Below are 22,323 nucleotides of genomic sequence, written 5' to 3' on the forward strand. Positions count from 1 at the left end.
GGCTTTAGCCGGGAAGGCGTCACCCGCCACACCGCAAATTTGATGCGCACACACCGGCCCCCTTCCCGGCTAAAGCCGGTCCCACTAAACATCGCATTCAGTCAGTAAAACGAGCGTAACGCCGCACTGATTATTCGCCATTACTGCCACAGCCATCCCGATTGGCTAAGATGCCAGCCACCCAGCCGACGTCGGCTGTATCTCGTTGCCCAGGAGCCTGCATGTCCAGCGAAGAAGACGCCACCCTCAGTGGCGCAGCGCCGATGATTCCCGATCAGCGTCGGGAGTTGATGCTGCGTCAGTTGCGCAAGCATCAGGTGCTGAGCGTGCATCAGCTCATGGAAATGTTCGACTGCTCACACATGACCGTTCGCCGCGACATCGCGCTGCTTGAGCAAAGTGGCCGCGCTTACTCGGTGACCGGCGGGGTGCGCATCGCCAGCCAGGTTCACAGCGAGCCCAGTCACCAGTCCAAAGCGGTGGTCGAGTTGCCGCACAAACAGGCGATGGCGAAACTGGCCGCCAGCCTGCTGCACCCCGAGATGACCGTGTACCTGGACGCCGGCACCAGCACGCTGGAAATCGTCCCGCACATCGTCGCGCTGGCGGGCATGACGGTGGTGACCAACGACTTTGGCGTGGTCAACGCCCTCGCCGATGCGACCCATGTGGATGTGATTCACACCGGCGGGCTGCTGGATCATCCGAACCGATCCTGTGTCGGCGGGCTGGCCGCCGCAACCTTGCGGCAATTGGCAACCGACGTGGCGTTCATGTCCACCAGCTCGTGGGACCTGCAGCGCGGCACGACTACGCCTTCCGCGCTGAAGGTTGAGGTCAAGCAAGCGGCCATGCAGTCCGCGTCACGCACGGTGCTCCTGACGACCAGCACGAAATACGGCACCTTTGGCATGTACAAGGTCGCGGGCCTGGAGCAATTCGACACGATCATCAGCGATGACCGTCTTGCCCACGGTGCTGCGGACAGCATCCGCGCCCTGGGGGTTGAGTTGATGTTGGCGTCAGTGGGTAAGGTCGTGCTCTCCTGAGGCTGACATCCCTGGTGTGGGAGTGAGCTTGCTCGCGAAGCGGTCTTTCAGCCGCTGAAGATGCGGTGGATGCTCCTGCTGCTTCGCGAGCAAGCTCGCTCCCACAATTTACGTGCTGACAGAGACATCCCACCCAAAACCGTGCACCCAAGCCTTGGCAGCCAGCCAGGGCTTTTTTGTGCCCGATCAGGCTGATGTTAATTTTTGTTAACTCAAAAAAGCACTTCACATTATCCGATCACAGGTTCACTATCTTTAACAGATCAGAACAAACACCGTTCGAGTGCTGATGAACTTCGGCGCTCACCCGAGGAGAGATTCATGAATAACAAGAATGTCGGCGTCATTGGTCTGGGTGCGATGGGCCTGGGCATTGCGCGCTCCCTGCTGCGCAGCGGCTTCAACGTTCATGCCTGTGACGTGCGCGCGGCCGTCACCGAGCAATTCGCCAGCGAAGGCGGCGTTGCCTGTGAATCTCCTGCGAGCATGGCCGCTGCCTGCGACGTGATCATCACCGTCGTGGTCAACGCCGAGCAGACCGAAACCGTATTGTTCGGCGACAACGGCGCAGTCGCCGCCTTGCGCCCGGGCAGCCTGATCATCGGTTGCGCCACGGTCGCACCGACCTTCGCCATCGAACTGGGTCAACGCCTCACCGAAAAAGGCCTGCTTTACCTCGACGCTCCGATCTCCGGTGGCGCGGCCAAAGCGGCTGCGGGTGAAATGACGATGATGACCTCCGGCCCGGCTGATTCCTACGCCAAGGCCGACGCGATCCTCAACGGCATGGCCGGCAAAGTCTATCGCCTGGGAGACGTCCACGGCCTGGGCTCCAAAGTCAAAATCATCAATCAGTTGCTGGCCGGGGTACACATCGCCGCCAGCGCCGAGGCCATGGCCCTGGGCCTGCGCGAAGGCGTCGACGCGGACGCGCTGTACGAAGTGATCACCAATAGCGCCGGTAACTCGTGGATGTTCGAGAACCGCGTGCCGCACATCCTCAAGGCGGACTACACGCCGCTGTCGGCTGTGGATATCTTCGTCAAAGACCTGGGCCTGGTGCTGGATACCGCCCGCGCCAGCAAATTCCCGCTGCCGCTGTCGTCCACCGCCCACCAGATGTTCATGCAGGCCTCCACCGCAGGCTTTGGCCGTGAGGATGACTCCGCCGTGATCAAGATTTTCCCGGGCATCGAACTGCCGACCGCCAAGCCTGAAAACAACTGAGATGACGCTGATGAGCACCACGACTCCGCGCCCTCTGTTGGGCTGCATCGCCGATGACTTCACCGGCGCCACCGACCTGGCCAACATGCTGGTGCGGGGCGGCATGCGCACCGTGCAGAGCATTGGCATCCCAAGCGCCGACAGCCTGGCCGAACTGGATGCCGACGCCATCGTCATCGCGCTGAAATCCCGCACCACGCCGGCTGCAGAAGCGGTTGAGGAATCCCTTGCCGCGCTGCAGTGGCTGCGTGATCGCGGCTGTGAGCAGATCTTCTTTAAGTACTGCTCGACGTTCGACTCCACCGCCAAAGGCAACATCGGTCAGGTCAGCGAGGCGCTGCTCAAGGCGCTGAACAGCGACTTCACCTTGGCGTGCCCGGCATTTCCGGAAAACGGTCGCACGATTTTCCGCGGCCACTTGTTCGTGCAGGACCAATTGCTCAGCGAATGCGGCATGCAGAACCATCCGCTGACGCCGATGACCGACGCCAATCTGGTACGCGTGCTGCAATCGCAAACCACCCAAAAGGTGGGCTTGTTGCGTTACGACAGCATCGCCAAAGGCGTCAACGGCGTGCGGGCACGCATCAGCGAGCTGCGTGCCGAAGGCGTCATCATGGCGATTGCCGACGCATTGTCGGACGCTGATCTGTACACGCTGGGCGAGGCCTGCGCCGACCTGCCGCTGCTCACGGGCGGCTCGGGTCTGGCGCTGGGGCTGCCGGGCAATTTCCGTAAAGCGGGCAAATTGCGTGATATCGATGCCGCGAAGCTTGAGCAGATCGACGGCGGTGAAGTGGTGCTGGCGGGCAGCGCATCGGTCGCCACCAACGGCCAGGTGGCCGCCTGGCTTGAGGCCAGCCGGCCTGCGCTGCGCATCGATCCACTGGCACTGGCTGAAGGCAAACCGGTTGTTGCCGATGCGCTGGCGTTCGCCCGCGATGCCGGGCAAACCGTGTTGATCTACGCGACCAGCAGCCCGGAAGAAGTCAAAGCCGTGCAGCAAAAACTCGGCGTCGAACGTGCCGGCGCGCTGGTCGAGGACGCACTGGGCCAGATCGCTCGCGGACTGCTGGACGCGGGCGTTAAGCGCTTTGTCGTCGCCGGCGGCGAAACCTCCGGTGCCGTGGTTCAGGCTTTGGGCGTGAGCCTGCTGAAGATCGGCGCGCAGATCGACCCGGGTGTTCCAGCGACCATCAGCAGCGGCGCGATGCCTCTGGCCCTGGCGCTGAAGTCCGGGAATTTCGGTGGCCGCGACTTTTTCGACAAAGCCCTCAAGCAGCTGGCAGGAAGTGCGCAATGAGCAACGTAACCAGCAGTTCAGTGAGCGCCGAAAACCAGCAGCGTGAAGAAATCTGCACCATCGGCCGCTTGCTGTTCGGGCGCGGCTACACCGTTGGCAGCGCAGGCAATATCAGCGCGCGTCTCGACGATGGCTGGCTGATCACGCCAACTGACGCGTGCCTGGGGCGTCTTGATCCTGACGCCATCGCCAAGGTCAATCTGGCCGGCGAATGGGTGTCCGGCGACAAGCCCTCGAAGACCCTGGCCCTGCATCGTCAGGTCTACGACCGCAATGCCAGCGTCGGCGGCGTAGTGCACACCCACTCGACGCATCTGGTCGCGCTGACACTGGCCGGCGTCTGGAAACCGGACGACATCCTCCCGCCCATCACGCCGTATCAGGTGATGAAAGTCGGGCACATTCCCCTGATTGCCTACGAGCGCCCCGGCTCGCCGAACGTTGCCGATCAGGTGGCGAAACTGGCGAACAGCGTGCGCGGCGTGATGCTCGAGCGACTCGGCCCGGTGATCTGGGAAAGCTCGGTCGCCAGGGCTTCTTATGCGCTGGAAGAGCTGGAGGAGACGGCACGCCTCTGGCTGATGAGCAACCCTAAACCTGAACCGCTGGACGCAGCGGCTCTGGAAGAACTGCGCCAGACGTTTGGCGTGAACTGGTAACCCCAACGGCGTTTTGATCGAAAACCGGACTCCCGGTTTTCGGCGGACCGGCTTCGCCGGAAAACAATAACAACGGGACACAACATGACTCCTCTATTGCTCATGATCATCGCCGGAGCCGGCATTGCGCTGTTGCTGCTTCTGGTCCTGAAATACAAATTCCAACCGTTCGTGGCACTGATGCTGGTCAGCATTATCGTGGCGCTGGTGGCCGGGGTTAAACCCAGCGATCTGGTGGCGACCATCGAAGGCGGCATGGGCAAAACCCTCGGCCACATCGCGATCATCATTGCCTTGGGCGCCATGATCGGCCGCATCATCGAGCTGTCCGGTGGCGCCGAGGCGCTGGCCAAGACGCTGATCAACCGCTTCGGCAACCGGCGCACGCCGCTGGCCCTGACCGTCGCGGGGTTCATGGTCGGTATTCCGGTGTTCTTCGAAGTGGGCGTGATCATCCTTATGCCACTGGCCTATGGTGTCGCTCGCGCCGCACGTAAACCGCTGCTGATTTTCGCGCTGCCCATGTGCGCCGCGCTGCTGTCGGTTCACGCCTTCCTGCCGCCACATCCGGGCGCCGTTGCGGCAGCCGGTCAGCTGGGGGCGGACCTGGGTCGCGTGTTGATGTTCGGGCTGCCGATCGTTGCTGTGTTGTGCCTGATCGGCTACCTGATTGCCGGTCGCATCACCCGCAAGACCTACCCGATGACTGACGATATTCGGAGCGAAGTCTACGGTCCGCACATCACCAACCAGGATCTGGTGGCGTGGGCGAACAACGATTACTCAACGACCTCCGAAGCGGCACACGCCAAGGTGCTGGGCCTGGAAGAAAGCGCCAGCAGCCTGGCGGCACGTCTGCCAAAAGCGCCGGCGCCGGGCGCAGGCATCATCATCGCGCTGATTCTGCTGCCGATCATTCTGATCCTGCTGGGCACACTGGCGACCACGATGTTGCCGGCCGACTCAATGCTGCGCAGCGTGCTGACCGTTCTCGGTGCACCGCTGGTGGCGCTGCTGATCGACACGCTGCTTTGCGCGTGGTTACTGGGTTCGCGCCGGGGCTGGAGCCGCAGTCAGGTGTCCGATGTCGTGGGTTCGGCACTGCCCGGCGTGGCGATGGTGATTTTGATTGCAGGCGCGGGCGGCGTGTTCGGCAAGGTGCTGGTCGATACCGGTATTGGCGCGGTCGTCTCCGAAGCGCTGCGCAACACCGGCCTGCCGGTTCTCGCCCTGGGCTTTCTGTTGACACTGCTGTTGCGCGCCGTACAGGGCTCGACCACAGTGGCGCTGGTGACCACGGCCGGTATTCTCAGCCCGCTGATCGCCACGCTGAACCTGAGCGCCAACCACATGGCCCTGCTCTGCCTGGCCATGGGCGGTGGCGGTCTGGCCATGTCGCACATCAACGACGCCGGTTACTGGATGTTCACCAAACTGGCGGGCCTGAACGTTGCCGATGGCCTGCGCACCTGGACCTTTCTGGTGACCATTCTGGGCACCCTCGGTTTCTTGATGACGCTGCTGCTCTGGCCTTTCGTCTAACGGCTTCAATTGGGAGATAACCATGCCTCGCTTCGCTGCCAACCTCAGCATGATGTATCCGCAACACGACTTTCTGGCGCGTTTCTCGGCTGCGGCGAGTGACGGCTTCAAGGGCGTGGAGTATCTGTTTCCGTATGACTTCAAGGCCGAGGAAATCAAGCTGCGTCTGGACGACTTCGGTTTGACCCAGGCGCTGTTCAACGCCCCGCCCGGCGACTTCACCAAGGGCGAGCGTGGCATTGCTTCGTTGCCGGGCCGGGAGAGTGAATTCCGCGACGGTTTCCAGAAGGCGCTGGATTACGCAGCGGTGCTGGGCAACGACCGGATTCACGTCATGGCCGGTTTGCTGCCCAGTGAAGACCTGCGCCAGAAGCATCACGCGGTGTACCTGGAAAACCTGAGCTTCGCCACACAGCAAGCCGCCAAGGTCGGGTTGACGGTGTTGATCGAGCCGATCAACACCCGCGATATTCCGGGCTTCTTCCTCAACCGTCAGGATCAGGGCCAGGCTGTGCTTAAAGAAGTGGGCGCCGACAATCTGCGGGTACAGTTCGACTGCTACCACTGCCAGATCGTGGAAGGCGACGTCACCAGCAAACTGCGCCGCGACTTCGCCGGCATCGGCCACATCCAGATCGCCGGCGTGCCGGACCGCCATGAGCCGAGCGTGGGGGAAGTGAATTACCCGTGGCTGTTCGAAGAGATCGACCGCTTGGGCTACACCGGCTGGGTCGGCTGCGAATACCGTCCGAAAGGCGATACCAGCGAAGGCCTGCAGTGGCTGCGCGATTGGCAGGCACGTCATCCGGCATAACAGGCGCTGTCTTTTTACTGTGGGAGTGGGCTTGCTCGCGATGCGTCAGACCAGACGAAGCTTCTTCGCCTGACACACCGCAATCGCGAGCAAGCTCACTCCTACGAGGTCTTCCTTGATCAGTCATCCGCGTCCATTGCGCGATCACTCGTTGATCACGTCTTCCTTGAACTGATCCTTCACGTAGCTGATTTCGGTCTTGCCATGTGGCGCCGGCAGGCCGTCTTCACCCAGATTGACGAAGACCATTTTCTCGACCGTGAGAATGCTCTTGCGGGTGATCTTGTTGCGGACCTGGCAGGTCAGGGTGATGGAGGTGCGGCCGAACTCGGTGGCAGTGATCCCCAGCTCAATGATGTCGCCCTGACGCGAGGCGCTGACGAAGTTGATCTCGGAAATGTACTTGGTCACGACGCGCTGATTGCCCAACTGAACAATGGCGTAGATGGCCGCCTCTTCGTCGATCCAGCGCAGCAGGCTGCCGCCGAACAACGTGCCGTTGGGGTTGAGGTCTTCGGGTTTTACCCATTTGCGGGTGTGGAAGTTCATGGGGACTCCGGGGTGTTTGGGCGACGGTGGTGGATGTGCTCCAGCTTCAAGCTTCAAGCCTGAAGCTGCAAGTCAAAAGCAGGTCCGCTGTTGTTTACCGCTTGCCGCTTGCAGCTTGCCACTTGCAGCTCAAAGAAAGATAATCGCCACCGCTTCAAAAAACGGTCATCACACCTTGTTACCGTTTTCCCGCCACCTTTCCGAGGGGCGCTGCAGCAGGTCAGACCTGTCAGGCTCGGAGAGGGCGTTGTTTGATCAGGCTTCCCGCCGGTCAAGCTTTAAACGCACAACGGCGCCCATTCGCACCCTACGAATGGAGACTCTTAATGAGTGCTGTACTGACGCCCAACGATTTCAACGACTACAAAGTCGCCGACATGTCCCTGGCTGCCTGGGGCCGTCGCGAAACCATCATCGCCGAATCCGAAATGCCTGCCCTGATGGGCCTGCGTCGCAAGTACGCTGCCGAGCAACCGCTCAAGGGCGCGAAGATTCTCGGCTGCATCCACATGACCATTCAGACTGCCGTGCTGATCGAAACCCTGGTTGCCCTGGGTGCCGAAGTACGCTGGTCGTCCTGCAACATCTTCTCGACTCAGGATCAGGCCGCTGCCGCTATTGCTGCTGCCGGGATTCCTGTTTTCGCCTGGAAAGGCGAAACCGAAGCCGAGTACGAGTGGTGCCTGGAGCAGACTATCCTCAAGGACGGTCAGCCATGGGACGCCAACATGATCCTCGACGACGGCGGCGACCTGACCGAGCTGCTGCACAAGAAATACCCGGCCATCCTGGACCGCGTCCATGGCGTGACCGAAGAAACCACCACGGGCGTTCACCGCCTGCTGGACATGCTGGCCAAGGGCGAACTGAAGATCCCGGCGATCAACGTCAACGACTCGGTCACCAAGAGCAAGAATGACAACAAGTACGGCTGCCGTCACAGCCTGAACGACGCCATCAAGCGCGGCACCGACCACCTGTTGTCCGGCAAGCAAGCGCTGGTCATCGGCTACGGCGACGTGGGCAAGGGTTCGGCTCAGTCGCTGCGTCAGGAAGGCATGATCGTCAAGGTCACCGAAGTCGACCCGATCTGCGCCATGCAAGCGTGCATGGACGGTTTCGAACTGGTTTCGCCTTTCATCGACGGCGAGAACGACGGCACCGAAGCGAGCATCGACAAAGCACTGCTGGGCAAGATCGACCTGATCGTCACCACCACCGGTAACGTCAACGTCTGCGACGCCAACATGCTCAAGGCGCTGAAGAAACGCGCAGTGGTCTGCAACATCGGTCACTTCGACAACGAAATCGACACGGCTTTCATGCGCAAGAACTGGGCATGGGAAGAAGTGAAGCCGCAAGTGCACAAGATCCACCGCACCGGCTCGGGCTCGTTCGATCCTCAGAATGACGACTACCTGATCCTGCTGGCCGAAGGCCGTCTGGTGAACCTGGGCAACGCCACCGGTCACCCGAGCCGCATCATGGATGGCTCGTTCGCCAACCAGGTGCTGGCGCAGATCTTCCTGTTCGGCCAGAAGTACGCTGACCTGAGCCCTGCCCAGAAAGCCGAGCGTCTGACCGTCGAAGTGTTGCCGAAGAAGCTGGACGAAGAAGTGGCGCTGGAAATGGTACGTGGCTTCGGCGGCGTCGTGACCAAGCTGACCAAGACCCAGGCCGACTACATCGGCGTGACCGTCGAAGGTCCGTTCAAGCCGCACGCTTATCGCTACTAAGCAGTAAGCGGCAAGCTTCAAGCGGCAAGTAAAGGCATCACCATTGTCATGACTTGCCGCGTCAGGCTTTAAATCGTCCAAGCATTTAGCAGCACCAGGTGACAAGCCTTGAGCTGCAGGATACGGCGCACCGCCACTCTTGCAGCTTACGGCTTGTAGCTTGCCGCTGGAGACTCGCTCCATGAGCCAAGACCGTAGCTACAGCTTCGAATTCTTCCCGACGAAGACCGACGCTGGTCATGAAAAACTGCTTGCCACGGCGCGTACGCTGGCCAGCTACAACCCAAGTTTTTTCTCCTGCACTTATGGTGCAGGGGGTTCCACGCGCGACCGCACGATCAACACCGTGCTGCAGCTGGAAAAAGAAGTACACGTTCCGGCCGCACCGCACCTCTCGTGTGTCGGTGACAGCAAGGCCGACCTGCGCAGCTTGCTGACGCAGTACCGGGAAGCCGGCATCAAACGCATCGTCGCCCTGCGCGGTGACCTGCCCTCCGGCATGGGCATGGCCAGCGGTGAGCTGCGTTATGCCAATGATCTGGTGAGCTTCATCCGTGAAGAAACCGGCGATCATTTCCACATCGAAGTCGCGGCCTACCCGGAGATGCACCCGCAGGCGCGCAACTTCGAAGACGATCTGAAAAACTTCGTGCGCAAGGCCAACGCCGGCGCCAACAGTGCGATCACCCAGTACTTCTTCAACGCCGACAGCTACTTCCACTTCGTCGAGCGCGTGCAGAAGCTGGGCGTGGACATTCCGATCGTGCCGGGCATCATGCCGATCACCAACTACAGCAAGCTGGCGCGCTTTTCGGACGCGTGCGGTGCGGAGATCCCGCGCTGGGTTCGCAAGCAGCTGGAAGCGTACGGCGACGACACGGCAAGCATTCAGGCGTTCGGAGAGCAGGTCATCACTGAAATGTGCGAGCGACTGCTGCACGGCGGCGCCCCCGGTCTGCATTTCTACACGCTGAATCAGGCCGAACCGAGTCTGGCGGTGTGGAACAACCTGAAGCTTTCTGCGTAATATCGGTTTCAATCCATACGGATTGAAACCGCGCTGGCTTCACCGGCAGGCTTAGTAACCAAGACGCCTGCCAGTCGGGTCGTTGCGTCCAGGCTTCTGTTTTTGTTGAGAATCACTGCTTCTATTTAGTTAGCTCGCGTCGTAATCTCGCGCGCATGCCGCTCATCCTCTCCCTATCCGTTGCTGCACTCCTCACCTGCCTGAGCTTCAGCGCGCTGGGTGAAAAACTGCGGATCGTCACCGAACCCTGGTCTCCCTACGTCATCGTGGACGGCAACCATGCCTCCGGCCTGGATTACGACGCTACGGCAATTGTCTTCGAGCGCTTGGGCATCGACGTCGAGTGGCAGTTTCTCCCGTGGAAACGCTGCCTGATGATGCTCAGTGACGGCGAAGCTGACGGCGTGCTCGACATCTTCAAGGACGAGACGCGCGCGGATCTGTTGTATCCGAACGAACCGTTGTCGACCATCGATTGGGTGCTGTTTCAGGCCAATGCCAGGCCGCATGCTTTCAATGGCGTGGAAGACCTGCACGGGCTGACTGTCGGCGTCTCTCCCGGTTATCGATACACGCCGGAGTTCGACAGCTCAACGGCGTTCATCCGTGAGCCTGCGCCAAGCCATGAAGCGAACTTCGGCAAACTGATTCGCGGCCGCATCGATTTAATGGTGACCGATCGCCTGCTGGGGCGGCAGATGATTGAGCGGCTCAAGCTGCAAGACCAGGTCAGTCAGTTGCCGGTCGTGCTCACTCACAGGGGGCAGTACCTGGCGCTGCGCCGCAATGCCGGTATGGACTTGCTGGCCCAGCGATTCAGTGCAGAACTGAAGCGTTTCAAGCAAGAACCCGCCTACGCGAAACTGGTGGAGCGGTATACCGGCGAAACACCGACGACGATCCCTGCAGAATCGGGAGAAAGTGTCGATAAAACCGTTGAGCAGCAGGAAAGCAGCGCGTTGTGATTGCTCTGTTATACTCCGGCGTCCCCGCCAGGCTTGCGCCCGGGTGCACGGTCTCACAGAAGACTTCTCGAACACGTCAGCAGCGCACTTTTTGCGCCCCTGCCCCGAGTTGAACTTACAGACCTCCACAGGACCGGACGCCATTGCACCTTCCAAGGAGTGTGCGATGACCGCAGCAGGGTCGAGCGCATTCACGTTACGTGCAGAACCTTAGTCTGCGCCTGGAAGATCATCCCTATTTGGGCCTCTATGGCCCCAACTCAAGACAGGATTACTCATGTCCTTTGCTTCCCTCGGTCTCTCCGAGGCTTTAGTCAGCGCCATCGAGGCTGCTGGCTACACCCAGCCTACCCCAGTGCAACAGCGGGCCATTCCCGCCGTGTTGCAAGGCCGCGATCTGATGGTCGCCGCCCAGACAGGTACTGGTAAAACCGGTGGTTTCGCCCTCCCTATCCTGGAGCGGTTGTTTCCCAACGGTCATCCGGACAAATCCCAGCGTCACGGCCCGCGCCAACCGCGTGTTCTGGTCCTGACCCCGACTCGTGAACTGGCCGCTCAAGTTCACGACAGCTTCAAGATCTACGCCAAGAACCTCAAGTTCGTCAGTACCTGCATCTTCGGCGGTGTCGGCATGAACCCGCAGGTTCAGGCCATGGCCCGCGGCGTTGACGTACTGGTCGCCTGCCCGGGTCGTTTGCTCGATCTGGCCGGTCAGGGCAGCGTCGATCTGTCCCACGTTGAAATCCTTGTGCTGGACGAAGCCGACCGCATGCTCGACATGGGCTTCGTTCACGACGTGAAGAAAGTCCTCGCGCGCCTGCCGTCCAAGCGTCAGAACCTGCTGTTCTCGGCAACGTTCTCTCAGGACATCACCGCGCTGGCCGGCAAACTGCTGCACAACCCGGAACGCATCGAAGTCACGCCGCCGAACACCACGGTCGAGCGCATCGAACAACGCGTTTTCCGTCTGCCGGCCAACCACAAACGCTCGCTCCTGGCGCACTTGATCACTCAAGGCGCGTGGGAGCAAGTGCTGGTGTTTACCCGCACCAAGCACGGCGCCAACCGCCTGGCCGAGTACCTGGACAAGCACGGCCTCAGCGCTGTGGCGATCCACGGCAACAAGAGCCAGAACGCGCGCACCAAAGCGCTGGCCGACTTCAAGGCCGGCACCGTTCGCATCATGGTCGCGACCGACATCGCTGCCCGTGGTCTGGACATCGACCAGTTGCCCCACGTGGTCAACTTCGAACTGCCTAACGTCGACGAAGACTACGTGCACCGCATCGGTCGTACCGGTCGCGCAGGCCGTAGCGGCGAGGCGATCTCGCTGGTTGCGCCGGACGAAGAGAAGCTGCTGAAAAGCATCGAGCGCATGACCAAGCAGAAGATTGCCGACGGCGATCTGATGGGCTTTGACATCACGGCCGTTGAAGCCGAGAAGCCGGAAGTCCGCGAGCGTCCGGACGTGCGTAACCCGCGCAATGCCCGTGGCCCCCGTGGCGACGGTCCGAACGGCGGCGGTGGTGGTGGCGGTCGCAAGGACAAAGGCAAAGACAAGGGCAAGGAAAAGCCGGCAGCGGCCGCCGCTTCGGGTGAGCGTCCGGCACGTACGGCGCGTCCGCAAAAGCCGCGTCAGGGCACCGCGTCGAGCGAGTCACGTCAGTCGCAGCCAGCAGCGTCAGGTGCGAATCGCGCACCCGACGAATTCCTGGATGACGAAGTGGACAACTTCGGCAACCGCGCCGACTACGTCAGCCCGTACCAGAACAAGAACCAGAGCCGCGGTCGTCGTCCGGGCGCTCCTGCCACTGGCGCTGCACCGGCACCGCGTGGTCAGGCGCCAGGCCGTAGCGGCCCGCGCAGTGGTTCAGGCGGCGGTTCGGCATCTGGCGCCCCTGCCAGCACCGACAGCGCCGGCGCTCAGGCCAAGCGCAGCGGTCCTCGCAATGGCTCCGGCCGTGATGGTCAGGCTCGCCGTGAAGACTCGCCGCGTGCCCGTCGTCCGGCACGCGAAGAGCAACCAGCGCGTCAGGAGCCAGCGGTTCGCGGGCCTCGCGACGGTCAGCCAGCACCGAAGATCATGCACAAAGAGTCCAAGGGTGATCGTTTCCCTTCGGCTGAACAACTTGATCAGCTGCCAAGCCGCCCTCGCGGTGAAAAACCAGCCCTGCTGACCCGCAACCGCGAAGGTTAAGCAGCGCCGGTTGTTCTGCAGCCAATAAAACGCCCCGACTGGTTCGGGGCGTTTTTGTTTGCGTGATTCAAGCAATGCCACACACAAAAACGCCGACCCAAAGGTCGGCGCTTTATCACCACAACAACTCGTCTTACTTGGCTTTGACGCCTTCGAACGAGATGATCAGGTCCAGGGTATCGGACTGTGGACCCAGGTCCATCATCTTGCCGAAATCAGAACGCTTGATCGAGGTTGTGCCCTCGAAGCCGGCACGGTAGCCGCCCCATGGATCCTTGCCTTCACCCAGGAAAGTGGTCTTGACGGTGACCGGCTTGGTCACGCCGTGCAGGGTCAGGTCGCCGATCACGTCAGCAGTGGTCTTGCCATCAGCATTCTTGCCGATGTTAGTGACCTTGGTGGAAACGAACTTGGCGTCAGGATAGGTCGCGACGTCGAGGAAGTCCTTGCTGCTGATGTGCTTGTCACGTTCAGCGTGGTTGGTGAAGACGCTGGCGGTCTTCAGGTCGATGCTGATCTTGCTGTCTTCAGGCTTGGCGGCGTCGAAGCTGAATGTGCCGGTCCAGTCCTTGAACGTACCGTAGATGAAGCTGTAGCCCAGGTGACTGATCTTGAAATTGATGAAGGCGTGCTGGCCTTCCTTGTCGATCGTGTAATCAGCGGCCATGGCCTGACCCGCTGTCAGCAGCGCGGTACCGAGGGCCAGTGCAGCCAGTGTCTTTTTCAACATACGTCTTCTTCCTTTTCAGTTGAATTGAGTATCAGGCCTTGCGGCCAAGCATACGTACAAGCGTGGCATCACGATCAACGAAGTGATGCTTCAAAGCGGCCAGCCCGTGGAGTCCAGCGAAAATCACCAGGGTCCAGGCCAGGTACAAGTGCACGGTGCCTGCGACGTCTGCCTGGTCGGGCAGTCCGCTGATCAATGCAGGCACTTCGAACAATCCAAACACCGGAATCCCGACACCGTCTGCGGTGGAAATCAGGTAACCGGCGAACATCACCAAAAACAGGTCCAGGTACAGAAACGCATGCCCCAATTTCGCAGCGGTTTTCACAAACCGGCTGTGGGTGGCAGGCGCTGCTGGCGGCGGGCTGACGAAGCGCCAGATCACCCGGATCAGCATGAACAGGAACAGCGTGATGCCGATGCTCTTGTGCAGGTCCGGGCCAGCCTTGCGCCACGTGTCGTAATAGCCCAGCCCCACCATCCACAACCCTAGCGCAAACATGCCAAACACCGTCAGCGCGACACCCCAATGCAAAACGATGCTGACCCAGCCATAGCGAGAAGAAGAGTTGCGTAGCTGCATGCTGAATATCCTGTGAGGGCCGAGGGAGAGACTAGCGCTTTACCTATCGAAAGAAAGCGCAAAATGTTGCTTTGAAGAATCAGGAAATCCGATTGAAATCTCCTGACATATTTTCGTCCGAATGAGATTAAGCCAGCGTTACGGTTCATCCAGGCGAAAAAAAGGCGCGGTATCAAGCCGCGCCTTTGTTTTCAGCCGTTACCGATCAGTTTTTGCTGTCGGTCGCGGGTGCTGCCGGAGCCGTTGCCGGAGCCGCCGGAGTGGCCGGTGCCGCCTTGTCACCTGTGGCCTTGGCCGGCGCTTTTTTCGCAGCGTCGGTTTTGGCAGGGGCTTTGTGGGTGGCTGCCGGTTTGGCCGGGGCCTTTTTGACGGGCTCCTTCTTCGCCGGTTCTTTCTTGGCCGGTGCCTTTTTCGCAGGTTCCACAGCCGCAGGCTTGGCCGGCTCAACCACTGGAGCTGGCGGCGGCGTTACCGGGGCAGGCGCTGGAGCCGGGGCCGGAGCAGGTGCTGGCGCTTTCTCGGCCGGTTTCGGCTCAGGCTTGGAACCGCCGAACATGTTCGAGAAGAAGCCGCCAATGCCGCCGCTGCTTTCCTTGGCCGGTTCAGGGGCCTTCGGTGGCGGTGCTTTGACTGGTTCGTACGACTTGCCCTCAGACAGACCCTGCACCTGAATCGCCGCGCGCTGACCTGAACGCAATGCGCCTTCCAGGGTGCCCGGGTACAAAGTGTCGGTGTGTTCGCCGGCAAAGGCTACACGCTGCAGCGGACGTTCCCACAAGCGCCAGTACTTGCTGATCTGGCCCGGGCCGAACGCCAGGTACGCGCCGCCGCTGGACGGGTCGATGCTGGAACGACGCAATTCATAGCCGGTGAACGCGCCGCGCGCCTGTGGATAAAACGCCTGCATGCGGATCAGCACTTGATCCACCAGCTGCTTGTCGCCGAACGCCTGCATGATGCGAGCGTTGTCGCCGGACAGGTTGATCACGACGTTAGCGCCGCCCTTCAACGCAGGCTCGACCCACAACATGCCCAGGCCGGTGTTGCTGTAGATCTCGCCGGACATGCGCGCTTTGCTGTCCCAGACCGGGGTCTTGAACTTGAGCATGATCTGGTCATGCCAGCCGTAGTTGGTGCTCTTGATCGCGCCCAGACGCTGGGCGTCCAGCGCCGGGGTCATCTGAATCTTGCTCAGCGCGCGCAACGGCACGGCCAGGACCACGTACTCGGCTTCGTAGCCCAGCGACCCGACCTTGACCGTCACGCCGTCCTTGTCCTGATTGATCGCCGACACCGGCGAATTGGTCTTGATGACTTTCAGCTGTTTGACGAATTCCTCGGCCAACACCGCGCTGCCACCTGGCAGGCGAGCGGCGCGACGGTCGCGGTCGTCAACGTTGCGATTGACCCGCGTCTGCTGTGCGAGATACAGCAGCGACAAACGCGAAGGCTCGTCGTAGCGCGTACGAATCTGCTGGTTGATCAGCTGGCGCGCGGTCGGTGGCAGGCTCAGACGGTCCAGCCAGTTGGCGACGGTGATCTGGTCCAGCGCAAACAGCGTGCTGTTGGCAGCCGGGTTGTCCGGGTCGGTGATCGAGCGGGCCAGGTCATCCACCGCCGCTTCGTAGCGTTTGATGGCTTCAGCGGTCGCCGGTTGTTTGGTCGCCAGGTCGGCGCCAGTGAAGTATTCGCCTTCGATCAGGTAGCTCGGGGTCCGCACGAATTCCGGCGCAGGCACCGCCTTGATCTTGAAGCGATCGATGTATTGATTCAGGACCGGCTGAGCCTTGGCGTTGCCGATCCATTCGCTGCCGGCCAGACCGGAGCGGCCGCCGACGTTGGGTTTGGCTTCCAGCAAGGTGACCTGCCAGCCTTTGCTCTGCAGCTCGTAAGCCGTTGTAAGTCCCGCCAGACCGCCGCCGACGACGATCACCGTATGCGGTTTATCCACGGCAAGCGCTGAAGCGCTGACCAGCCCAACCATCACCAGCGCACAGGCGCGCAGCCAACCTGAAAGCATTCAGCGAACTCCGGAGAAAAACGGGGGGAATTGTCGGATTTTGTTGTCCGATTTTTCGAAGAGCGCGAAGGATACGCGAGCCGCGAAACGCCCGCCAGCAATGTCGGCGAGCCTGATTTTCGCGCGCGCGGCGACTGAAACAACGCGCTAAAGGTTGTCCCGCTGGCATGCATTGCATAGGCTTGCGCGATTGTTTGCCCTCGCGCCATGCGAGCCGCTATGTGGAGAAGAGTAATGGGCCTTAACGACCAGTGGATGCAGCGCGACCTGAAGGTCCTTTGGCACCCCTGCACCCAGATGAAAGACCACGAAAAACTGCCGCTGATTCCGATCAAGCGTGGCGAAGGGGTCTGGCTGGAGGACTTCGAAGGCAAGCGCTACCTCGACGCAGTCAGCTCGTGGTGGGTCAACGTATTCGGCCACGCCAACCCGCGCATCAATCAGCGCATCAAGGATCAGGTCGATCAGCTGGAGCACGTGATCCTGGCGGGTTTCAGTCATCAGCCGGTCATCGAGCTGTCCGAGCGTCTGGTGGCGATGACGCCCGAAGGCCTGACGCGCTGCTTCTACGCCGACAACGGTTCGTCCTGCATCGAAGTCGCGCTGAAGATGAGCTTTCATTACTGGCTCAATCGCGGCAAGCCGGACAAGAAACGCTTCGTCACCCTGACCAACAGCTACCACGGCGAAACCATGGCGGCGATGGCGGTCGGTGACGTGCCGCTGTTCACCGAGACCTACAAAGCGCTGCTGATGGACACCATCAAGGTACCGAGCCCGGACTGCTACCACCGCCCTGAAGGCGTGAGCTGGGAAGAGCACACCCGCACGATGTTCGCGGTGATGGAGCAGACCCTGGCCGAGCATCACGACAGCGTTGCGGCTGTGATCATCGAGCCGCTGATTCAAGGCGCCGGCGGCATGCGCATGTACGACCCGATTTACCTCAAGCTGCTGCGCGAGGCCTGCGACCGGTATGGCGTGCACTTGATTCATGACGAGATCGCGGTGGGCTTTGGTCGTACCGGGACCATGTTTGCCTGCGAGCAAGCCGGCATCCGCCCAGATTTCCTGTGCTTGTCCAAGGCACTGACTGGCGGTTATCTGCCGCTGGCGGCCTGCATCACCACCGATGATGTGTACGACGCGTTTTACGACGACTACCCGACCCTGCGCGCTTTCCTGCACTCCCACAGTTACACCGGCAACCCGTTGGCCTGCGCGGCGGCGTTGGCGACGCTGGATATTTTCGAGCAGGACAACGTCATCGAAAACAACAAGGCGCTGGCCCAGCGGATTAAGACCGCGACGGCGCATCTGGTCGATCACCCGAATGTCGCCGAAGTGCGGCAGACCGGGATGGCGATTGCCATCGAGATGGTGCAGGACAAGGCCAGCAAAACGCCGTATCCGTGGCAGGAGCGGCGCGGGCTGAAGGTGTTCGAGCACGCGCTGACCCGAGGCGCGCTGCTGCGTCCGCTGGGCAGCGTGGTGTACTTCCTGCCGCCCTACGTGATTACGCCAGAGCAGATCGACTTCCTGGCGGAAGTGGCGACCGAGGGGATCGACATCGCGACGCGCAGCAGCGTGAGTGTGGCGGTGAGGGAAAACTTCCATCCGGACTTTCGTGATCCGGGCTAGCAGGCCGTTACACCCATTTTCCAGGTGCTGCATTCAACACAATCTTTAGAGACACAACCATGAGACTGTCCCGCTTTTTCGTCGATGCCACCCTCAGCGTCGGTGAGCACGAACTGCCAGAGGCCCAGGCCCATTACATCAGCCGCGTGTTGCGCATGTCCGAAGGTGACGCGGTGCAGCTGTTCGATGGCTCGGGCAATGAGTTTCGCGCCACGCTGGCGGAAGTCGGCAAAAAGCAGGTGCGGGTGCAGGTGACTGAAAGCTTCGCCGGTCAGCCGGAGTCGCCGTTGCACATCCATCTCGGCCAGGGTCTCTCCCGGGGTGAGCGGATGGACTGGGCGATTCAGAAAGCCACCGAGCTGGGCGTGACGCAGATTACCCCGATCATCAGCGAGCGCTGCGAAGTGCGTTTGAAGGACGAGCGTGCGGAAAAGCGTCAGGCGCACTGGCAGCAGATCGCGATCAGCGCCTGCGAACAGTGCGGGCGCTCGGTGGTACCGGTGATTCATGCACCAGTGACCCTGGCCGACTGGCTCAAGCAGACTGAAGCGGACTTGAAACTGGTGCTGCACCCCGTGGCCGAGCCGCTGAACAGTCACGAAAAGCCCGGCAGTCTGGCGTTTCTGATCGGCCCTGAAGGCGGGCTGAACGATGCTGAAGTGGCCCAGGCGCAAGACGCCGGTTTCCACGCCGCCCGCCTCGGCCCACGCGTGCTGCGCACCGAAACCGCGCCAGTGGTTGCGCTGAGCATCGCACAGCAGTTGTGGGGGGATTTGTAGGACCGGCTTCAGCCGGGAAAGCGTCAGGCGTCACGCTGCAAGATTGATGGCGCACACACCGGCCTCTTCCCGGCTGAAGCCGGTCCTACAGGGGTCGCGTACATCCGCCAAAGATTTAGCGGATGTGAGTGCCTGTTCGCGAGCAAGCTCGGCCCCCACAGGAATGGGGTGAATCAGCTCATATTGCGGGGTATCTGATGCACGACGCGTATCACCGTCATCACTCCGGTAACTCCGACTCTCGACGCCGGGCTTTCGCAGGCTCCGGCCGGGCGCAGGGCAGAAATTCTCCGCGCCCCGGTTCACCCAACGGACTGCCATCCCACACCCGTTCACCTCTGGCGAAGGTCATCGCCGGCCATGCACTCAAGCGCATACCCTCGTACGGGGTGTAATCGACGTTGTGGTGCAGCATTTCATTGGTTAGCTCGATGTCCAGGTCTTCATCCCAAATCACCAGATCCGCGTCCGATCCAATGGCGATGCTGCCCTTGCGCGGATACAAACCGTACAACCGCGCCGCGTTAGTCGCCGTCAGCGCGACAAATGCCTGCGGGGTGATTCGCCCTTTGCGCACGCCTTCCGACCAGAGCAGCGCCATGCGTGTCTCGACGCCCGGAATGCCATTGGCCACTTCGGAAAACGGCGCCGCCTCGCCGTGGGCTCGCTTGCCGTCCGGGCCGCCGTAGCGAAACGGCGCGTGATCCGACGAGAACACTTCAAACGAGCCATTCTGCAGGCCGTCCCAGACCACTTGCTGATTGCCGGCGTCTCTCGGCGGAGGGCTGCAGATGCACTTCGCGCCTTCGAAGCTGTCATCGCAGCCCAGCGATTCCGCGGTCAGAAACAGATACTGCGGACAGGTTTCGCCGTAGACCTTCAAGCCGTGGCTCTGCGCCCAGCGGATCTGTTCAATGGCCTCACGCCCCGAAACATGGACGATGAGAATCGGCACATCCACCAACTCGGCCAGCGCAATGGCCCGGTGCGTGGCCTCGCGCTCCACCAGCATTGGCCGCGACGTGGCGTGATAACGCGGCGCGCTGTGACCGGCGGCGAGCAGGCGCTCGGTCAGCCAGGCGATGCAGTCGCTGTTTTCGGCGTGCAGCATCACCATCGCGCCCTCCGCCCGCGCCACCGACAGGGTTTCCAGAATCTCGCGGTCGTTGAGTTTCAGGGCGTCGTAGGTCATGTAGATCTTGAACGAGGTGTAGCCCTCGGCAATCAGCTCGGGCAGCTCGCGGCGCAGCACGTCGTCGGTGGGGTCGGTGACAATGAGGTGAAACGCGTAATCGATGATTGCCCGACCGTCCGCGCGCCGATGGTAATCCTCGACCGCCGCCCGCAGGCTTTGTCCCTTCTGCTGGCAGGCAAAGGGAATCACCGTTGTCGTCCCGCCACACGCGGCTGAACGGGTGCCGCTTTCGAAATCATCGGCCATGACCGAACCGTCGCCGGTCGGCTGATCCAGATGCACATGGCTGTCGATCCCGCCCGGCGTCACAGTTCGCCCCCGCGCATCGACTTCCTCTGCGGTACCTTGCAGGCCCAGGCCCAGCGCGACAATTCGGCCGTCGCGCACGCCGATGTCGCACAGGAAACCGTCCGCCGCCGTCACCACATTGGCGTTGCGGATGATCAGATCAAAAACCTGCATGTCGTTCACTCCGTCAGGCGCGGGTCAGCCAGGCCTTGGCGATCTCTTCGCGGGTGGTGAACCAGACGCCTTCGCGGGCCTGGGCGTACTCGATGAAATGCTTGATCGCGCGGACACGGCCTGGACGTCCGACCATGCGTGGGTGCAGCCCGATGGACATCATTCGCAAGCCGTCGGCGGATTCTTCGTACAGCACATCGAAGCTTTCCTTCATGTACTCGAGGAAATCGGACGCCTGGGACAAGCCCGGGGAGTTCCAGTAACGGAAGTCGTTGACGTCGCTGGTGTACGGCACCACCAGATGCTGCTTGCCCTCGACGTCGACGAAATACGGCACGTCATCGTTGTAGGCGTCCGAGTCATAGAGAAAACCGCCCTCTTCTGCCACCAGCCGCCGCGTATGAACGCTGGCGCCGTAGCGGCAATACCAGCCCACCGGACGCTTGCCGCAGGTGCGCTCGAACGACTCGATCGCCAGACGAATGTGCTCGCGCTCCTCGGCTTCGGTCAGGCGGAACACTTCTTCCCAGCGATAGCCGTGGCTGCAGATTTCATGGCCCAACTCGACCGCCGCCTTAGCGACATCCGGATTCTGTTCAAAGGCGACCGCGCAGGCATGAAAGGTCGCCGGGACGTTGGCCTGTTGCAGGATGTCGAGGATCCGCCAGATGCCGACGCGGGCGCCGTACTCGTACATCGATTCCATCGCCAGATTGCGCACGCCGTCGGGAAACTGATAGCTGCCCCATTCGGTCATGCTCTCCTGGTCAGGATCGCCCATGGCCAAGGAACGCTCCGAGCCTTCTTCGTAATTTATGACAAAGTTGACGGCCAGCCGCGCACCGTTGGGCCACGTGCCTTGGGGCCGCTGCCGGCCGTAGCCGACCAGATCTCGAATGGGTGATGCCATAAAAGCCTACTCCTGCAACGTTCGAACAGTCGGCAGACCGCCAAGCCAAGGCTCAGCAGTCGATGGTTTTCAGTGCATCGTGGTCGGGGCCATCGAGGTTCTGGCCGGTGCGAAAGGCCAGGCCCATGGCCAGGGTCTGCGCGATGCAGAACGCGGCGGTGAGCGAGCGAAAGCCCAGCAGCTCGGCGTCGTTGACCTCGATCATCACCGACGCGGTTTGTCCGATGGGGCTGAGAATGCTGTCAGTGATCGCCACGATGGGCGTCCCTGCGGCGACGGCTTGCTCACAGGCGTCGATGGTTTCCTGCGCGTACGGCGGAAAACTCACCGCCACCAGCACGTCATCGCCGTGGAGCGCGCCGACCTGCTCGCGCAAACTGCCGCCCAGACCGCTAATGTGTACGGCACGACGACCGACACGGCTGAGGGCGTAACTCAGGTAGGACGCCATGGGAAACGAACGGCGCATGCCGACCACGAAGGTGGTGCGCGCCTGTTCCAACAGCTCGATGGCGCGCTCGATGGCCTCGACTTGCTCGCCTTCGGCCAAGTGCTCCAGCGACACAATATTCGCGCGGCTGAACGCCGAGAGCATGGCGCCCACATCGGTGGGATCGTCGAGCAATTGTTCGCCGCGATAGTGCCGGATGCGCTCTTTAAAGCTGCCCTGCCCGGCCTGCTGCAACGGCTGCTTGAACAGGCGCTGCAGGTCGCTGAACCCGCCAAACCCCAGCGCCTGGGCCAGCCGAATGAACGCCGACGACGGGATGCCGGAGATTTTCGCCAGCGCCGCGACCGTGTTCAGCGCCACGTCGTGGGGGTGCTCGTTCAGGTAATGCGCCGCATCACGCTGCCGCGCGGTCAGGCGTTCCTGATGTTCGACGATGGCGGCGCGCAGCTCGGCCAGAGTTTGGGGTACAGGCATAAAAAGGCTC

The 22,323-nt window shown here is 61.5% G+C and carries 19 protein-coding genes and 1 riboswitch; of the genes, 12 read left to right on the plus strand and 7 right to left on the minus strand.

The features are described from left to right. Positions 1 to 221: 221 nt before the first annotated feature. From QMX88_RS09290 to otnI, 6 genes are all read left to right on the plus strand, one after another. Positions 222 to 1,049: a DeoR/GlpR family DNA-binding transcription regulator gene (locus tag QMX88_RS09290; protein WP_192173205.1), complete on the plus strand. Its 828-nt coding sequence runs from the start codon at positions 222 to 224 to the stop codon at positions 1,047 to 1,049. A gap of 204 nt (positions 1,050 to 1,253) precedes the next feature. Beyond that, positions 1,254 to 2,276, plus strand: a complete 1,023-nt coding sequence (ltnD, locus tag QMX88_RS09295) for an L-threonate dehydrogenase (RefSeq protein WP_282368529.1) — start codon at positions 1,254 to 1,256, stop codon at positions 2,274 to 2,276. Positions 2,277 to 2,286: 10 nt separating this feature from the next. Continuing rightward, positions 2,287 to 3,579 (plus strand): 3-oxo-tetronate kinase, encoded by a 1,293-nt coding sequence (otnK, locus tag QMX88_RS09300; RefSeq protein ID WP_282368531.1) that lies wholly within the window; start codon positions 2,287 to 2,289, stop codon positions 3,577 to 3,579. Beyond that, positions 3,576 to 4,238: a 3-oxo-tetronate 4-phosphate decarboxylase gene (otnC, locus tag QMX88_RS09305; RefSeq protein ID WP_282368533.1), complete on the plus strand. Its 663-nt coding sequence runs from the start codon at positions 3,576 to 3,578 to the stop codon at positions 4,236 to 4,238. Before otnK ends, otnC begins: the two co-directional genes overlap by 4 nt. A gap of 84 nt (positions 4,239 to 4,322) precedes the next feature. Beyond that, positions 4,323 to 5,780, plus strand: a complete 1,458-nt coding sequence (locus QMX88_RS09310) for a GntT/GntP/DsdX family permease (protein ID WP_282368535.1) — start codon at positions 4,323 to 4,325, stop codon at positions 5,778 to 5,780. Between the two features lie 22 nt (positions 5,781 to 5,802). After that, positions 5,803 to 6,594 carry a 2-oxo-tetronate isomerase gene (gene otnI, locus QMX88_RS09315; RefSeq protein WP_282368538.1) on the plus strand — a complete coding sequence of 264 codons (792 nt, stop codon included), beginning with the start codon at positions 5,803 to 5,805 and terminating at the stop codon, positions 6,592 to 6,594. A 144-nt stretch (positions 6,595 to 6,738) separates the two neighbouring features. Here otnI and QMX88_RS09320 read toward each other — a convergent pair whose 3' ends face one another. Continuing rightward, complete coding sequence (locus QMX88_RS09320; RefSeq protein WP_192173210.1) at positions 6,739 to 7,143, minus strand: acyl-CoA thioesterase; 405 nt, start codon at positions 7,141 to 7,143, stop codon at positions 6,739 to 6,741. A 196-nt stretch (positions 7,144 to 7,339) separates the two neighbouring features. Continuing rightward, a riboswitch (S-adenosyl-L-homocysteine riboswitch) is annotated at positions 7,340 to 7,448 on the plus strand. A gap of 21 nt (positions 7,449 to 7,469) precedes the next feature. On the opposite strand from QMX88_RS09320, the gene ahcY reads away from it, so the two are divergent. The 4 genes from ahcY to QMX88_RS09340 all read left to right on the plus strand — a co-directional run bounded on the left by ahcY (position 7,470) and on the right by QMX88_RS09340 (position 13,068). Next, a complete protein-coding gene (ahcY, locus tag QMX88_RS09325) occupies positions 7,470 to 8,879 on the plus strand; it encodes an adenosylhomocysteinase (protein WP_192173211.1) in 1,410 nt (469 codons plus the stop codon). 181 nt (positions 8,880 to 9,060) lie between these two features. Further along, positions 9,061 to 9,906, plus strand: coding sequence for a methylenetetrahydrofolate reductase [NAD(P)H] (gene metF / locus QMX88_RS09330; RefSeq protein ID WP_192173212.1), 846 nt, complete (start codon positions 9,061 to 9,063; stop codon positions 9,904 to 9,906). A 155-nt stretch (positions 9,907 to 10,061) separates the two neighbouring features. Continuing rightward, positions 10,062 to 10,871, plus strand: a complete 810-nt coding sequence (locus QMX88_RS09335) for a substrate-binding periplasmic protein (protein ID WP_282368542.1) — start codon at positions 10,062 to 10,064, stop codon at positions 10,869 to 10,871. Positions 10,872 to 11,148: 277 nt separating this feature from the next. Next, positions 11,149 to 13,068 (plus strand): DEAD/DEAH box helicase, encoded by a 1,920-nt coding sequence (locus QMX88_RS09340; protein ID WP_282368544.1) that lies wholly within the window; start codon positions 11,149 to 11,151, stop codon positions 13,066 to 13,068. A gap of 133 nt (positions 13,069 to 13,201) precedes the next feature. Here the strand turns inward: QMX88_RS09340 and QMX88_RS09345 are convergent, their stop codons facing one another. From QMX88_RS09345 to QMX88_RS09355, 3 genes are all read right to left on the minus strand, one after another. Further along, positions 13,202 to 13,798: a YceI family protein gene (locus QMX88_RS09345; protein WP_282368546.1), complete on the minus strand. Its 597-nt coding sequence runs from the start codon at positions 13,796 to 13,798 to the stop codon at positions 13,202 to 13,204. A 31-nt stretch (positions 13,799 to 13,829) separates the two neighbouring features. After that, positions 13,830 to 14,381, minus strand: a complete 552-nt coding sequence (locus QMX88_RS09350) for a cytochrome b (protein ID WP_065991217.1) — start codon at positions 14,379 to 14,381, stop codon at positions 13,830 to 13,832. 205 nt (positions 14,382 to 14,586) lie between these two features. Further along, positions 14,587 to 16,401 (minus strand): FAD-dependent oxidoreductase, encoded by a 1,815-nt coding sequence (locus tag QMX88_RS09355; protein ID WP_282368548.1) that lies wholly within the window; start codon positions 16,399 to 16,401, stop codon positions 14,587 to 14,589. 234 nt (positions 16,402 to 16,635) lie between these two features. Between QMX88_RS09355 and QMX88_RS09360 the strand changes: the two genes are divergently transcribed. Together QMX88_RS09360 and QMX88_RS09365 are read left to right on the plus strand one after the other, a co-directional pair. Then, positions 16,636 to 18,042: an adenosylmethionine--8-amino-7-oxononanoate transaminase gene (locus QMX88_RS09360; protein WP_282368550.1), complete on the plus strand. Its 1,407-nt coding sequence runs from the start codon at positions 16,636 to 16,638 to the stop codon at positions 18,040 to 18,042. Positions 18,043 to 18,101: 59 nt separating this feature from the next. Further along, positions 18,102 to 18,821, plus strand: a complete 720-nt coding sequence (locus QMX88_RS09365; RefSeq protein ID WP_282368552.1) for a 16S rRNA (uracil(1498)-N(3))-methyltransferase — start codon at positions 18,102 to 18,104, stop codon at positions 18,819 to 18,821. A 220-nt stretch (positions 18,822 to 19,041) separates the two neighbouring features. On the opposite strand, the gene hydA is transcribed toward QMX88_RS09365, so the two are convergent. From hydA to QMX88_RS09380, 3 genes are read right to left on the minus strand one after another with little or no spacing between them, the layout of a single operon-like run. After that, positions 19,042 to 20,478: a dihydropyrimidinase gene (gene hydA / locus QMX88_RS09370; protein WP_282368554.1), complete on the minus strand. Its 1,437-nt coding sequence runs from the start codon at positions 20,476 to 20,478 to the stop codon at positions 19,042 to 19,044. A gap of 13 nt (positions 20,479 to 20,491) precedes the next feature. Then, a complete protein-coding gene (locus tag QMX88_RS09375; RefSeq protein WP_065991211.1) occupies positions 20,492 to 21,388 on the minus strand; it encodes an allantoinase PuuE in 897 nt (298 codons plus the stop codon). Positions 21,389 to 21,440: 52 nt separating this feature from the next. After that, positions 21,441 to 22,313 (minus strand): MurR/RpiR family transcriptional regulator, encoded by an 873-nt coding sequence (locus QMX88_RS09380; RefSeq protein ID WP_192173220.1) that lies wholly within the window; start codon positions 22,311 to 22,313, stop codon positions 21,441 to 21,443. Positions 22,314 to 22,323: the final 10 nt, after the last annotated feature.

Origin of the sequence: Pseudomonas sp. PS02290 (genome assembly GCF_029960075.1) — a bacterium.
In the GTDB taxonomy this organism is placed as follows: Bacteria; Pseudomonadota; Gammaproteobacteria; order Pseudomonadales; family Pseudomonadaceae; genus Aquipseudomonas.

Excerpts from the sequence above, each read along its gene's own strand:
- QMX88_RS09380 (WP_192173220.1), bottom strand. The coding sequence starts at position 22,313 with ATGCCTGTACCCCAAACTCTGGCCGAGCTGCGCGCCGCCATCGTCGAA.
- QMX88_RS09320 (WP_192173210.1), bottom strand. The coding sequence starts at position 7,143 with ATGAACTTCCACACCCGCAAATGGGTAAAACCCGAAGACCTCAACCCC.
- QMX88_RS09375 (WP_065991211.1), bottom strand. The coding sequence starts at position 21,388 with ATGGCATCACCCATTCGAGATCTGGTCGGCTACGGCCGGCAGCGGCCC.
- otnK (WP_282368531.1), top strand. The coding sequence starts at position 2,287 with ATGAGCACCACGACTCCGCGCCCTCTGTTGGGCTGCATCGCCGATGAC.
- QMX88_RS09310 (WP_282368535.1), top strand. The coding sequence starts at position 4,323 with ATGACTCCTCTATTGCTCATGATCATCGCCGGAGCCGGCATTGCGCTG.
- QMX88_RS09340 (WP_282368544.1), top strand. The coding sequence starts at position 11,149 with ATGTCCTTTGCTTCCCTCGGTCTCTCCGAGGCTTTAGTCAGCGCCATC.
- QMX88_RS09290 (WP_192173205.1), top strand. The coding sequence starts at position 222 with ATGTCCAGCGAAGAAGACGCCACCCTCAGTGGCGCAGCGCCGATGATT.
- metF (WP_192173212.1), top strand. The coding sequence starts at position 9,061 with ATGAGCCAAGACCGTAGCTACAGCTTCGAATTCTTCCCGACGAAGACC.
- QMX88_RS09355 (WP_282368548.1), bottom strand. The coding sequence starts at position 16,401 with ATGCTTTCAGGTTGGCTGCGCGCCTGTGCGCTGGTGATGGTTGGGCTG.
- QMX88_RS09350 (WP_065991217.1), bottom strand. The coding sequence starts at position 14,381 with ATGCAGCTACGCAACTCTTCTTCTCGCTATGGCTGGGTCAGCATCGTT.
- hydA (WP_282368554.1), bottom strand. The coding sequence starts at position 20,478 with ATGCAGGTTTTTGATCTGATCATCCGCAACGCCAATGTGGTGACGGCG.
- QMX88_RS09345 (WP_282368546.1), bottom strand. The coding sequence starts at position 13,798 with ATGTTGAAAAAGACACTGGCTGCACTGGCCCTCGGTACCGCGCTGCTG.
- otnC (WP_282368533.1), top strand. The coding sequence starts at position 3,576 with ATGAGCAACGTAACCAGCAGTTCAGTGAGCGCCGAAAACCAGCAGCGT.
- QMX88_RS09360 (WP_282368550.1), top strand. The coding sequence starts at position 16,636 with ATGGGCCTTAACGACCAGTGGATGCAGCGCGACCTGAAGGTCCTTTGG.
- QMX88_RS09335 (WP_282368542.1), top strand. The coding sequence starts at position 10,062 with ATGCCGCTCATCCTCTCCCTATCCGTTGCTGCACTCCTCACCTGCCTG.
- otnI (WP_282368538.1), top strand. The coding sequence starts at position 5,803 with ATGCCTCGCTTCGCTGCCAACCTCAGCATGATGTATCCGCAACACGAC.
- ahcY (WP_192173211.1), top strand. The coding sequence starts at position 7,470 with ATGAGTGCTGTACTGACGCCCAACGATTTCAACGACTACAAAGTCGCC.
- QMX88_RS09365 (WP_282368552.1), top strand. The coding sequence starts at position 18,102 with ATGAGACTGTCCCGCTTTTTCGTCGATGCCACCCTCAGCGTCGGTGAG.